Below are 13,368 nucleotides of genomic sequence, written 5' to 3'. Positions count from 1 at the left end.
AACCGCCGTCGAAGCCATGCAACTCGGCGCCTCGCATTACATCCAGAAGCCTCTCGACCATGAAGAGCTGAATCTTCTGATCCAGCGCGCCATTGAAAAGAAGCAACTCGAAGAAAAAGTCGACCGCCTGACCGCCGAACTGCAGGGGAAATACAGCTTCGAGAACGTCATCGGCAAGGGTTCGCTGATGCAGACAATTCAAGACAAGATGTCCGCGGCATGCGGTAACCGCGCCACCGTCCTGATTACCGGCGAGAGCGGAACAGGGAAGGAACTGGTCGCGCGCGGCATTCACTACAATACTTTCAAACATGATGCGCCGTTCGTCGCGGTCAATTGCGGCGCCTTGCCGAAGGACCTGATCGAAAGCGAGCTGTTCGGATACAAAAAAGGCGCGTTCACGGGCGCAATCGGAGACTCCGAGGGGCTCTTCTGCGCTGCGAACGGCGGAACCATGTTTCTTGATGAAGTCATGGAAATGTCGCCGGAGCTGCAGGTGAAACTGATGCGGGTGCTTCAGGAACGAACGATCCGGCGCCTGGGCGACACCCACGAAATCCCGATCGATGTCCGCGTCATCGCGGCGACGAACAAACCGGTTCGTGAGTCGCTGGATTCGGGCGCCGTCCGCAAAGATCTCTACTACCGGCTGAGCGTCATCACGATTCACATACCGCCGCTGCGCGAGCGGGCGGAGGACGTCCCGCTTCTGGTCGAGCATTTCTTCCGGAAGCACGAGAAGGGTTATAACAAAACGGTAACCAGCATCGAACCCGCGGCGATGGATGCGCTGATAAAGTATTCATGGCCGGGAAATGTCCGTGAACTGGAGAATCTGGTGGAAATGCTGCTTGCTTACAGCAAGTCCGCCGTCGTTCACCTTTCGGACTTGCCTGAACGCATTCTGGAAAGCAGCTCCCCGGCGAGTACGGACGCCCTGGGCGATCACGTTTACACTCTGAAGGAAGCGGAGCGCCAGCTCATCATCAATGCCATCGCTAAAAGCAAGGGCAATAAGAGCCTTGCCGCGCACATGCTGGGAATCTCCCGCAAAAGCCTCTACAAAAAGCTTCTGGATTACGGCATCCAGGCCGATTGATCAAACCGTTTCAGATCCCGCGAAAAGCAGCAAACGCCAGCCGGAAGGCGGCATAGGCCAGGAAAACACCGATGACACAGGCCGCGCGTGCGCCCTTCGACAGGCTCTTTCTGGCAACAAAACCGTATCCGATAACCAACAGGATCAGGATCCAGATGGTTACCAAATCGATCATATTCACGGCTGCGAAGACGACGGGCGACAGCCTGTCACGATCGAGGAAGACAGCGGGACTCAGGCTGCCAAGCTCGTCCAGCATCAAAGAGGAAGGAGGGATTAAAAAAACGCTGAACACGCCTGCCGCCTGCCGGACGGCCAACGGGATAAATGCAAATGTGGTGATGGACAGAAAGCTCTTGAAGCCGCCCTCCCGCCCGGCAATTGTGAAAAGCACGAAATAAATCGCTGTCACGCAAAAAACGATCAGGAGCGGACCGATAGCTGTGGAAACAAATGTAAAGCTTTTCAGCACCGGCGAATTCATCTGCTGACGCATCAAGTCTTTCTGCTGGTCGGAAAGGGTTGCGCCCTGGGGTGAACGTTCGAGGGCCCGGATCGTCAACTCCGCCATATCCACCTTCATCACCATGACGGTTCCCGCAACAAACGAAAACGCACACAAAAACAACATGGGAACCAGCACTCTCGGTTTCTTCGAAAGAAGAAACATCGATTCTGCAGGGGACCACAAGACCTTGAACAACAGTCTGATTGTTTGCATATCCACTCCCCGTTGCTTTTTTACACTTCTTTGTCTTAGCCTTCAAGTCACAATGCGCGCCTTGCTATTGAGTCTCTTCCTCGCTGTGCCTGCTTTTGCGCAGGATCTCGACATTGCTGTCCGGCCCGATGCAGTGTACGTGGAGTCATTGGCGGGCAACATCGTTCCGATGGAGCGGACGTTCTTTCATGTTGTTCTTGAGAATCAGTCCAAGGCGCCGATGGAGATCCAATGGGTCCGGTTCGATATGGTGAACTCCCGGGGAGTTCTCTTCTCGGGCCAGTACTCCGGCCCTGCTTTGATGGATCTGTTCGATAGCGCCATCGATCGAAGGCGGATCGAACCGACTGCCAAACAGACGTTGATTCTGGCCGCGGCGGAGCGGAAAGCGATCTCCGATGTCTTCATGGATTTCCCGAAGGGGTTTGTGGGCGAAAATCTCCTGATCGAAGCGGACTACAAATCAGGAGGCACAGAAACCTCAAAAAAAACTTCCGTCCAGCTCCGGCGGGCCGCCGCATTCTCGGGAAGATTGCCTTTCGACGGAACGTGGTACGTGGCAGCCGAACACAGCTACCTCGACGCGCACAAGAGATTTCTGGCCGAGGCTTATGCCTACGATTTTCTGCAAATAGGAGCGAATGGCAAGAGCTACCAGCGGGATGGCAAGAGCAACGCCGACTATTACGCGTACGGAAGGAAGGTTCTTGCCGCCCAGGATGGAACAATCGTCATGGTGCGCAGCGATGTCGCGGAGAATGTTCCCGGCGAAACGACCAATCTGACGACGCCCAGCGGAAACGTCGTCATTATCGATCACGGCAATAATCAATTCGGTTACTATGCGCACCTCAAACCCTTTACCATCGCCGTCAAGAAAGGTGCTCATGTCAAGGCGGGCGATGTCCTTGGCGAGGTTGGAAATTCCGGCGATTCTCCTGAACCCCACCTTCACTTTCACGTTATGAACAATGCCGACGCTGCTCAGGGTGACGGAATTCCTGCAGTATTTGAGAATTGGAAGACCCAGGCCTATGGCCGGTTCCCTGTGGCGCGGCAACTCGGAGTGCTTCCACGGGGGGAATTCGTGCAGCCTTAGCCATGCCGGACAAAGGGGAAGGAACCACAAGAAGCACAGGGACTATTCGACTTTTCTGGTGCCTCCTGTGCTTCTTGTGGTTTCTTCCTTCTTTGTCGGCGCAGACCGACACCCTTTCACTGACGGGGGTCGTGTTCGACACCAATGCGAAGCCGGTACCCGGGGCTCATGTGCGGCTCGAGGAACCCACCCAGCAGAAGACTTGGGTTGCCGATACGACGCCGGACGGCACCTTCCGGTTCGACCGCCTTACATTTGGAACCTATATCATCAAGGTACAACTGCAGGGCTTTTTCGAAACCTCGAGCGAAGTCAGACTGGAGTCCAGCAAAACCGTCGAGTTCACGCTGGCTGCCGCGGAAAAGGTGACGCAGGAAGTAGACGTCGTCGCGCGGCCCGAACCCATCAATGTGGATTCTGTGTCACCGCAGGAGGTCGTCACCAACGAAATAATTCAAAGTATTCCATACACCGGGCGGCAGAATTTCCTGAGCGCCGTCGCGCTGATGCCCGGGGTCATACGCGACAACAATAACGACCTTCACATCAACGGATCGCGGCCGGACCAGGTTCGATATCAAATGGACGGTCTGTACCTGACCGACTCCGCTGCGGGCGGACTGGGCTCGAATATTCCCATCGATTCCATCGAGAGCGTGGACTTGAACCTTTCGAACTATTCCGCAGAATTCGGGAAAGCTTCCGGCGGAGTGGTCAATGTACACAGCCAGTTCATCGGAGATAAATACCGCTTCAATGCAACGGACTTTATTCCAGGGTGGGATTTCCGCGTGAAATCGCTCTCGGACTTTTCGCCGCGCCTTCTGGTTTCCGGACCGCTGCTGCAGCACAAACTGTGGTTCATGTACTCCGGCACTCTGCGCTACAACAACAGCTACCTGAATGACGTTCGCGCGGCAGACATGCGAATGACTCAAACCGCGGTCGACCAGCTGTTGAAGTTTCAGTGGAATCTTAAAGAATCGCATGTGCTGACGATGGAATTTCTTCACAATGGCGCCTATAACAGCAATGAGGGGCTCAGTGTGATCCGCCCGGAGGACGCCACGACCAATTTCCATCGCCGCGGCTTCACACTGGGCGTTTCGAACAGGCACGTCGTTGCCGGCAAATTGTTCGAAACTACCATCCAGCTCACGCGCGGCCGCGACAGCGACCTCGCAAAAGGAACTCAGCCTCTTGAGGCACAGCCACAAATATGGTCGGGTAACTATTTCCAGGATCAGCGCACTCGTTCCGAACGCCTTCACGGTGCCCAGACCGTGGCCTGGGACAAGCAAACCGGGGGCATCACCCACCGCTTGAAAGCAGGAGGGGAGTTCGATTGGGTGGATTCGAGTCTGCAGCTGGACCGGCGTCCGTTCACGCTTCTGGACGCCGACGGCAATATCCAGCAAACCGTGATGTTCAGTGGAGCGAATTTTACCGACGTACACAATCAGGAATACGGCGCATTCATGCAGGATCGGGTGGTCTTCAACAGCAAATTCCAGACTGAAGTCGGCCTGAGGTATGACCGCGAGCGCGTTACAGGACGAAACAATGTGGGACCGCGCGCGGCATTTTCATTCCTGCCGTTCGGAACACCGCGATCGAAGCTGAGCGGCGGCGTTGGCCTGTTTTACGACAACCTCGCGCTCCTGAATCTCGAACTGCCGAACCTGCAACGGAGGCTGACCACAAGTTACACCAACGGAGTCCCCACTCCGGCTCCGTCGGCGACATCTGTTCTTGTCAGCCCTGGACTGCGTAATCCTGCGGACGTCCAGTGGAATGTCGAATGGGAAAACGAATGGGCGCCACGATGGGTTTCACGCATCGAGTACATCCAGCGCAACGGCCGGGACCAGGTCCGGCTGGCCGCGCAACCGAACGCCGGCGGCTTCGATATGATCTTCAATAATTCCGGCGCATCCGATTACCGGGCGGTCGAAATCGGCATCGACAGGCCGATCAAAACCAACCTGCACCTGCTGGGCTCGTACACGTATTCCAACGCCAGGTCGCGGCCGTCGCTTTCGATTGATTTTCCGGATCCCGCGGTTGAATCTTTCGGCGAAGTGCCTGTGGGATGGGATGCGCGGCATCGTCTGGTAGGCTGGGGCTACTTTCCGCTGCCGACCCACTTGATGGTGTCGTTTTCAGTTGAAGCGCGTTCCGGTTTTCCATTCACGGAGGTCGATGATCTCAACCACGTTGTGAACGGCTACAACAGTCAGCAGCTGCCGTCGTTTTTCGTCACGAATGCCGGCATCGAAAAGGAAATCACCATCCCGTTTGCCAACGGGAAGCGAATGGCCTTCCGTATTGGCGCGACCAACCTGTTCAATCGATTCAACCCGCGATTTGTGGACAATAACGTCAATTCGCCGACCTTCATGTCATTGGCCGATTCGTCGGGGCGGCACTTCACAGCGAGAGTTCGAATATTGAAAAAGTGAAGCAGGCCTCTGGCGTCAGTTCCCTTTGTGAGGCTTGCCGAGGTCCCCATTCCCCCGGACTTTTTCGGTGGCGTCTTTGCGGGTTTGATGTTGCTCCAGTTTTTGCAGCGTCTCGGTGAGGTACGCAATCAGCATCCGGAGGCGTTCCGCAGTTGAAGTCATTTCGAGCAGCTTCTGTTTTTCTTCGGATTCGATGTCGAGGACATAGCTGACCATAAAAGACAAATCCGTCGCGGACTCGGGAAGAGCAAGTTCGGCCGCTTCGGAACCACTGAGTTTCGCGCTGAGTGCGGCCACACCCCGATACAATTCCGCAACCTGGTCGTAGAGCGACTCGGTGGACCGGATCTGATCATCGTCGAAGAAGTCGACTGCCCCCTTCCAGAACGGTACCTGCTGTGTAAAGCGATGAATGCGGAATCTGGACTCGCCTTCGCAGAGAATATTCAGGCGGCCTTCCTGAAGGCGTTCCACCTCGACCACGCGCGCGCTCACGCCGACGCGATGAATCGATTGCTCGTTTTCAGCTTCGGCGCCGGCACGGAAAAGAACCAGGCCGAACGCTTCATCGCGATCGATGCAGCCGTTGATCATCGATTTGTAGCGCTCTTCGAATATGTGAAGCGGGACGACGATGTTCGGGAACAGCACGAGATTCGGCAGGGGGAAGAGGGCTATCTCCATTACTTAAAGGCTATGCCCTAGATGAATAACTCTTCGTCCTGACGCGCTTGATCGACGGTGCTGCGGCCTCTTTTAAAAAAGAAGGAGCCGAAACCCGTGAGCCCCTTCGCCAGAGCGGCCACTTCCCGGGCGGGTCGAACAACGGATTCCTGAAGGATTTCCGTCGTCTCATTGATGCGGTCAATCACGTTCTGACTGACGCGATCAAATCGCTCGAGTTGGACGGCCAGGGCTTCGCCGGTCGTGGTAACCATCGCCTCGACGCGACGAAACTGATCCCGCGCGGACAGTCCGATATCGACCAGGTTGCCGGAAGCGACACGGAGATTTTCAGAGATGGTCCGCACCGGGACCATCAGCTCTTTCACCTCGGTCATGAACCGTTCGAGACGGCCCGAGAGCCGCTTGAAGTTGAGCATGATTGAAACCATGCAAAAGGCTTGAACTACGAAAGCGATGGCCGTTACAGCTACGAAAAATGTCAGCAGGGTGTCCAATCCGTCCTCCTACTCGTTCGGGAGTCCCTTCTCGTCGCGGTAAGCCTGCTTACCGGCTTCGAACGCAGCACTCAATTGCTCTTTTTGGCGTTGGACCGCCTCTTTGCTCTTGTCCAGAAAGCTGGTGAAGTCGTCGCCGATCCTCCGGCCCTTCTCTTCGACCATATTCCGCCCCTCCGTTACCTTGTTGGTAACGAAATCGCGGCTGTCCGTTGCCGTACGCGTGATGAGCTCGCGGGTTTCGCGCCCGGACTTGGGCGCTAACAGCAGCGCAAGGACAGCGCCAATCCCCGCACCTGCCATGAAAAACAGGAACTTGTCGCTCGTGCCATTGTTATTTTCGCTCATAGTCAGTCTCCTCGGTATACGGGCCCATAGTAGCATAGGGATACATTTCTATTGGAAATTCGAAATTGGAGGTTGGAGATTGAAAATCTGCGGTACCGAAGATTTCCAATTTCCAACTTCCAATCTCGAATTTCCAATAGAAAGAACTAATGAAAGTGTCTCCACACCGCTTCGGCCTGGGGACGTGTCACGATGTCCTTCAAATCGTCGACCGTGGCTTCGCGGATCTTTGCCACCGACCCGAAGTGGCTGAGCAGCTTCTGCGTCGTTTTCAAACCGATTCCTTCGATTGCCGACAACTCCGATGTCAGCGTCCGGCGGCCGCGGCGCTCGCGATGAAAAGTGATAGCAAAGCGATGGCTTTCATCACGAATCTGCTGGATAAGGCGCAGTACCGCCGAACGGCGTTCCAGGATGATCGGCTCGTCCTCGCGCCCGGCGATATAGATGATCTCCTCTCTTTTCGCGATGCTTGCCAGCGGCTGATCCACTATATTCAACTCGTCCAGTGCGGATTGAGCGGCATGCAACTGCCCGATACCGCCGTCGATTAAAACCAGATCCGGCATTGCCGAGCCTTCCTCCTGAATCCGCTTGTACCGGCGAGTCACCACTTCCCTCATGCTTTGAAAATCGTCGGGCAATCCGGAAACCGAACGGATGATGAATCGCCGGTAATCCGACTTCTTCATGCGCCCCTCCTCCCAGACGACCATTGAAGCCACAATGTCGCTGCCCTGCAGGTTGGAAATATCGAAACACTCGATACGGCGCGGTGGTTTCTGGAGATCCAGCGCCTCTTCGACCTCGTTCGAAATCGTGGCCGACGACGGCATCGAAGCACGAAACCGCTGCAGGAAAGAAAGCTGGGCGTTGCGGTGAACAAGATCCATCAACTCCCGCTTGGCGCCCCGTTGAGGCGTTCGGATTTCGACTTTTCTCCCTCGTCTTTCCGAGAGCCACTGCTCCAGCAAATCGTGATCTTCGAAGTCGGCAGGAACATGGATCTCGACGGGAATAAAGGGCGCATCCACGTAATACTGCTTCAAAACCGACCCAAAGAACTCGCCGGGAACAAAATTCTCCTGATCTTCCCAGAACAGCTCGCGCTTATCGACGACGCGGCCGCCACGCATGTGGAAGACGGAAACGGCGACCATGTTCTCTTCGTGGTGGTATCCGAAAATGTCGATATCGTCATAACCCATGACCGCCATTTTCTGGCGTTCCGCGAGCGTTTCCATCGTTTCGATCGCGTCCCGATAGTGAGCCGCCACCTCGTACTGCTCATTGGCGGATGCTTCCTGCATCCTCACCTCGAGCCGCTTGATCAGGTCGTTATTGCGGCCCTCCAGGAACAGTCGAACGTCCTTGACCGCCTCCTGGTATTGGTCATAGGTCGTCAGACCGTCCACGCACGGCCCCAGGCAGCGATGAATGTAGTACTGCAGGCACGGCCGGGGACGCTTGCCGTCGATTTGAATGTTGCAGTTGCGGATAAGAAAGTACCTTTCGATCAGCTTCAGCGACTTGCGGGCAAGGCCGGCCGGGAAAAAAGGGCCGAAGTAGGCCGCGCCATCCTTTCGCACCCGCCGGGTGATCATGGTCCGGGGATAGACCTCGTTTATCGTTAACTTTATGTAGGGATAGGTCTTATCGTCTCGCAGAAGGATGTTGTACTTCGGTTTGTGCTGCTTGATCAGGTTGTTTTCGAGGGCGAGCGCTTCGCCTTCGGTATCCGTCATGATGAATTCGAGATCCTCGATCGAATCCATCATCTGGTCCTTCCGCTCGTCGAAATCCGCCGATAACTGGAAGTAGGTCCGCACCCGGTTCCGCAAGGATTTGGCCTTGCCGACGTATATTGTCTGCCCGGAGGCGTCCTTGTATAGATACACGCCAGGCCCAGGAGGGATCTGCTTCAGCTTGGCTTCGAGGGTAGGGTTCATGGCTGTGCTGGACAACTCAAAGTATAACAACCTTGACCGAACGCCGCCTTTAACGTAACCTGCCGCCTTTCAACAAATTCGATGGCCAACAGCATTCTCTCCGCATCTCTGAAGAAACGTATACCCGCACTATTGGCATTGGTGTTGACCATTGCGTTTGCATGGCTGGCAGTAAATCGGCTCGACCTGAATGATTCGGGTTTCTTGACCAGCCTCGACATGCGTTGGCTGGACGCGAAATTTCATGCCCGCGGGCCCAGGCCCGGCGGAAATGACGTCGTTATTGTTGGTCTCGACGACAAGACCCTGGACAAACTGGGTTCCGCTCGCGTCTTTCAGCGCAGCAACTTTGCGACACTGATCACAAAACTCGCCGAGAGCAAACCCAAGGTGATCGGCTTTGATATCGCGTTCGACGATGTGGACGTCAGCGACCTTTCAAACGATACCAAATTTGCGGATGCCATTCGTTCGGCGAACTCGGTGGTACTGGGTTTGATCCTGAACCTGAAAACCGCGCAAGGTCCGAAGCGGCCCACAGCGGAACTCGATGCGGGCATGCAAAAACTGTTCGCGGATGGGAAACAGATTTTCGCTGTCGAGAATCCCCGCCCCGGCGGCGCTCCTGATACTAATTTTTATCTGGCCGAAACCGTCAAGAAGAACCTCCCGGAATTGACGGCGGCAGCGGTTTCGTTTGGTTTTGCCAATTTCCATCCCGACGCTGAAGGCCGTCTGCGCTATCAGCCGCAAATCGTGGAGTACGGCGGCCGGCTTTACCCTTCACTCGACCTCCAGATGCTGCGGCAGTACCTGAACTCCCCATCGTCGATTTTGATCAATTACCAGGACAACGGGCACATTCAGGATATTCAGGTGGCCAACTACACGGTCCCGACGGATGACTTCGGCCGCGTGATGCTTGATTACAGCGGACCTCACGGAACCTATCAAACAGTCTCGATGATCGATGTGATGGAAGGAATTGTCGCACCAGAGGTCTTCAAAAACAAAATAGTCTTGATTGGAGCTCCGACAGTCGGCTTGAACGACGTAGTGGCAACACCATTCGACACAGTTCTTCCAGGCGTCGAACTCCATGCCAATTTCATAGATAACGTCCTTCACGGACGGTATCTCTATCGCGACAAATTCGCTAAAGTCATCGATCTGGCGATCATCCTCCTTTTTGGTTTGATCGCGGGCGCCTATCTTCCCAGACTTAATGCCAGCCGCAGCGTCCTTCTTGTAGGTATATTTCTCGCCGCTTTCACTGGCGTGAACTACTGGACATTTCTTCGATGGCACTGGGTCCTCAGCTTCATCTATCCGGGCTTGTCGCTTGTCGTCACCAGCGCAAGCCTGATTTCCTATAAGTACTTCACCGAAGAACGCGAGAAGAAGCGGACCAAATCCGCCTTCCAGTACTATCTCGATCCGAATGTTATCGAGCAGGCGATTGCCGACCCGGATACGTTAAAACTCGGTGGAGAAAAGCGCGAACTGACCGTGCTGTTCTCCGACATCCGGAGCTTCACCAGCTTCTCCGAGAAGATGGCGCCGACCGAGGTCGTGAACTTCCTCAATAAATACTTCGACAAAATGGTCGGCCTGATCTTCACGCACAAAGGCACTTTGGACAAGCTGATCGGCGATGCCGTCATGTGTTTCTGGGGCCATCCGCTGGAAGTCAAAGATCATGCCGTCCGCGGAGTCGTCACCGCGCTCGAAATGATCAAAGGGGTTGAGGACCTGCGTGGCGTCCTCGTTTTGCCTGGAGGCGCAAAGTTCGAAATCGGAATCGGCTTGAATACCGGCCCGATGGTAGTCGGGAACATGGGCGCGGAAAACCGGCTGAGCTACACGGTTATGGGCGACAATGTGAATCTGGGGTCGCGGCTCGAATCGTTGAACAAGTATTACGGCACCACGATCCTCATTTCCGATACGACGTTCCAGGCGGTTCAGGATATGGTATTGTGCCGCCAGCTCGATACGATCCAGGTAAAGGGCAAATCCCAGGCCGTTACGATATACGAACCGATGGGACTCAAGCGCCTGGAGTTCGAAAGGCGCTCAGCGGACCGCCGCGGACCGCTGACAGCCGGCAACAAGATCAAGAAAGCTCTGGTGATGTTGTGGCATGGAGAGCGCCGGCACGACGAACGCCGGCTGGGATCCGGCCAGATACTGGCCACGCCGGAACAGGAAGAAATTGCAGCGATGTATGAACACGCGTTGGGTCTTTACCGTAAAGGCGATTTCAAAAATGCCGATATGGCGTTTGAGCATGTTTTGACGCTCAGCCCGGGAGACGGGCCTTCGCGATTGATGAGGACTCGAATTGCAAAATACCGCACCGAATATGCAGGTGATGAGGCACACTTCGATCCCGTGTACAAGTTTGATGAAAAATAATTTTGCTTACAGGCTCGCACTCACTGTTCTTTTTCTGATCTCTGCGGCTGCATCTGTTCAAGCCAGAGCCACGGTCGTCGGTGACATCATTCTCAGGGGAAAGGTCGAACGGTCCGGCCGGCAACTCTCCAATGACACTTCCGTCTTCGAGGGCGACTCGCTCCGCACGGACAAAGACAGCGGCGGCGTGCTCCGCGTCGCAAACGGCCGCGTGGAAATTGGAGAATTGACGGAAGTGGAAGTCATTCACCAGAATCCACTGAAACTGGTGATAAAGAGCGGCACGATCGCCTTCAATTTTCCGCCACAGACCGCTGTGGAGATTGTCACGCCCCAGTTGGACATCCATCCGAGCCCCGGCGATGCTGCTTTATCGGGAATCGTAACGGCGACGCCGCAAACCGAGGATCGCGTCCAGAGCCGTAGCGGCAACTTTACCGTAATCGAACTCCAGAAAAACGGCGCGGCGAATCACATCATGCCGGGCCAGATTGTGGTTGCAGCCCTTATTCCCACGGTGCGGCTCGCCACGGCACTGGCAGACCCCATTTCGCCGGAGCCCCAGGGACCGCTCGGCGGACCACAAATCGCATCCATCGATCTGATGCAAGGCGACGTGCGCGTCGCGCGCCGGGCCACACCCAACAACTATGCCCGGGCCGCTGTGGGCATTGGTCTGGCCAGCGGCGACTTCGTACGAACTCTGAACGGGAGAGCCGACGTCCTGTTTAATCCGCCGGACACGAGCCACTTGAGACTGTCCGAAGGCACGACGGTCCAGATCCAGCAGCAGATGCAGGCGGCCACCGTGAGCAGGAGAGTCACGCAGGCGATCGGAAATCTCTGGTTCAGCATACAGCGTGTGACGGGAACCCAGACGACGCTCCTAACCCCGACTGCTGTCGCTGCCATCCGGGGTACCGAGGGTACGCAAGACGTGCCTAACAACACTCAAAGCACGCATTCACTCAACGAGGGCATCGAGCAGATCACCGAAGTTGTAACTTCGCGAAGCGTCACCATTCGAAACGGCCAGCGAGTCACGGCCATCCGGGGCGTCGGCTTCACTCCTGTTGTCGCGTTACTCGCCGCAATTGCCCAACCGGTCATAGGAGCGGGTGGAGGTGGCGGCGGCGCGGGTGGAGCAGGTGGTGGAGCGGGCGGAGGTGCCGCCGGGGGAGGAGCCGCAGGAGGTGCTACTGGAGCGGCAACCGGTGCGACCACTTCGTCGATATCGACCGTAGCAAGCGTAACGGCAACGGCCGCAACCAGTGCTGCAGCGTTGACCGTCGCAGTAACCGCTCCGATCGTGGCTTCCCCGGCGTCGCAGCCGGCGAGTTCGAGCGCGCCTCTCGTCCATCCCGGCGGCTCTTAAAGGATGCTGCGGCCTGATTCAGAAACTCTACACGTTGGCAATGTGGCTCCCGATTTCACCTTGCCAACCGCCGATGGCAGGTCCGTGGGGCTTTCTGACTATCGCGGGAAACCCCTTGCGATCGTCTTCATCCGCGGTACCTGGTGACCCAACTGCCGGCGGCAAATGGCTCAGTTGGAGTCATCCTACGATGAGTTCAAAAAACGGGACGCCCGCCTTGTCGTCATCGCGGCACAAAAAATCGACGGATTATTCCGCGGAAAGAACTACGTAGACCAGCATCACTACCCGTTTCCCATCCTGTTTGATGAAACCCGCAGCGTGACACGAGCTTATGGGGTTTATCACCGCATCGGCATGGACGCCTACAACATCGCGCATCCGGCCACGTTCGTGGTAAACAAGGAGGGAAAACTCTCCTGGATCGCCATCAGCCCGAATCAGAACGAGCGTCCGCCCGTCGAAGATATTCTCGGCGCCCTGCTGGTTACGGTTTAGCCGCGTCTGAATCGAACGCGCGATACGTGCGGGTTGCCATCTTCAAAGAATCGCCAGGGTTTGTCTTTATATTCGCCGGCGTAATCGACTCCGACGCGCGGGCTTACCTGAATAGCCCCCGAAAAGAGACCACGATCCTCGAGCCAGAGGGTCTTGCCCAGCAGATCCGCCCGATTTAGCGCCTTATCGATCGACATCGCCATGCATAATTTTCCGGG

The 13,368-nt window shown here is 56.0% G+C and carries 12 protein-coding genes; 6 read left to right on the top strand and 6 right to left on the bottom strand.

The window, feature by feature from the left end:
- A partial coding sequence (locus VGK48_11950) for a sigma-54 dependent transcriptional regulator (protein ID HEY2381882.1) occupies nt 1-1,099 on the top strand: 1,099 nt, incomplete at its 5' end.
- 10 nt (nt 1,100-1,109) lie between these two features.
- On the opposite strand, the gene VGK48_11945 is transcribed toward VGK48_11950, so the two are convergent.
- On the bottom strand, nt 1,110-1,820 hold the full coding sequence (locus VGK48_11945) for a YIP1 family protein (GenBank protein ID HEY2381881.1): 711 nt from the start codon (nt 1,818-1,820) through the stop codon (nt 1,110-1,112).
- Between the two features lie 52 nt (nt 1,821-1,872).
- Here VGK48_11945 and VGK48_11940 point away from each other — a divergent pair, with 52 nt between their 5' ends.
- Together VGK48_11940 and VGK48_11935 are read left to right on the top strand one after the other, a co-directional pair.
- On the top strand, nt 1,873-2,919 hold the full coding sequence (locus tag VGK48_11940; GenBank protein ID HEY2381880.1) for a M23 family metallopeptidase: 1,047 nt from the start codon (nt 1,873-1,875) through the stop codon (nt 2,917-2,919).
- A gap of 74 nt (nt 2,920-2,993) precedes the next feature.
- A complete protein-coding gene (locus VGK48_11935) occupies nt 2,994-5,381 on the top strand; it encodes a TonB-dependent receptor (GenBank protein ID HEY2381879.1) in 2,388 nt (795 codons plus the stop codon).
- Nucleotides 5,382-5,396: 15 nt separating this feature from the next.
- Here VGK48_11935 and VGK48_11930 read toward each other — a convergent pair whose 3' ends face one another.
- The 4 genes from VGK48_11930 to uvrC form a co-directional block, all read right to left on the bottom strand.
- On the bottom strand, nt 5,397-6,065 hold the full coding sequence (locus VGK48_11930; GenBank protein HEY2381878.1) for an LON peptidase substrate-binding domain-containing protein: 669 nt from the start codon (nt 6,063-6,065) through the stop codon (nt 5,397-5,399).
- 17 nt (nt 6,066-6,082) lie between these two features.
- Nucleotides 6,083-6,562, bottom strand: a complete 480-nt coding sequence (locus VGK48_11925; protein ID HEY2381877.1) for a hypothetical protein — start codon at nt 6,560-6,562, stop codon at nt 6,083-6,085.
- Between the two features lie 9 nt (nt 6,563-6,571).
- On the bottom strand, nt 6,572-6,910 hold the full coding sequence (locus VGK48_11920; GenBank protein HEY2381876.1) for a YtxH domain-containing protein: 339 nt from the start codon (nt 6,908-6,910) through the stop codon (nt 6,572-6,574).
- Nucleotides 6,911-7,056: 146 nt separating this feature from the next.
- Nucleotides 7,057-8,859, bottom strand: a complete 1,803-nt coding sequence (gene uvrC / locus VGK48_11915) for an excinuclease ABC subunit UvrC (GenBank protein HEY2381875.1) — start codon at nt 8,857-8,859, stop codon at nt 7,057-7,059.
- A gap of 81 nt (nt 8,860-8,940) precedes the next feature.
- Here uvrC and VGK48_11910 point away from each other — a divergent pair, with 81 nt between their 5' ends.
- From VGK48_11910 to VGK48_11900, 3 genes are read left to right on the top strand one after another with little or no spacing between them, the layout of a single operon-like run.
- The gene (locus VGK48_11910) at nt 8,941-11,277 is read left to right on the top strand and encodes an adenylate/guanylate cyclase domain-containing protein (GenBank protein HEY2381874.1); all 2,337 of its coding nucleotides are present in this window, start codon (nt 8,941-8,943) and stop codon (nt 11,275-11,277) included.
- Nucleotides 11,267-12,652, top strand: a complete 1,386-nt coding sequence (locus VGK48_11905; GenBank protein HEY2381873.1) for a hypothetical protein — start codon at nt 11,267-11,269, stop codon at nt 12,650-12,652. Before VGK48_11910 ends, VGK48_11905 begins: the two co-directional genes overlap by 11 nt.
- A gap of 3 nt (nt 12,653-12,655) precedes the next feature.
- A complete protein-coding gene (locus VGK48_11900; protein HEY2381872.1) occupies nt 12,656-13,150 on the top strand; it encodes a peroxiredoxin family protein in 495 nt (164 codons plus the stop codon).
- Here VGK48_11900 and VGK48_11895 read toward each other — a convergent pair.
- Nucleotides 13,147-13,368 (bottom strand): DNA-3-methyladenine glycosylase (locus VGK48_11895; protein HEY2381871.1); only part of this gene is annotated, 222 nt, incomplete at its 5' end. The two genes, VGK48_11900 and VGK48_11895, sit on opposite strands and share 4 nt — an antisense overlap.

This window comes from Terriglobia bacterium, from assembly GCA_036496425.1.
Classification (GTDB): domain Bacteria; phylum Acidobacteriota; class Terriglobia; order 20CM-2-55-15; family 20CM-2-55-15; genus 20CM-2-55-15.
The sequence above is the reverse complement of the archived record's forward strand: the minus strand, read 5'-3'. Positions and strand labels throughout refer to the sequence as shown.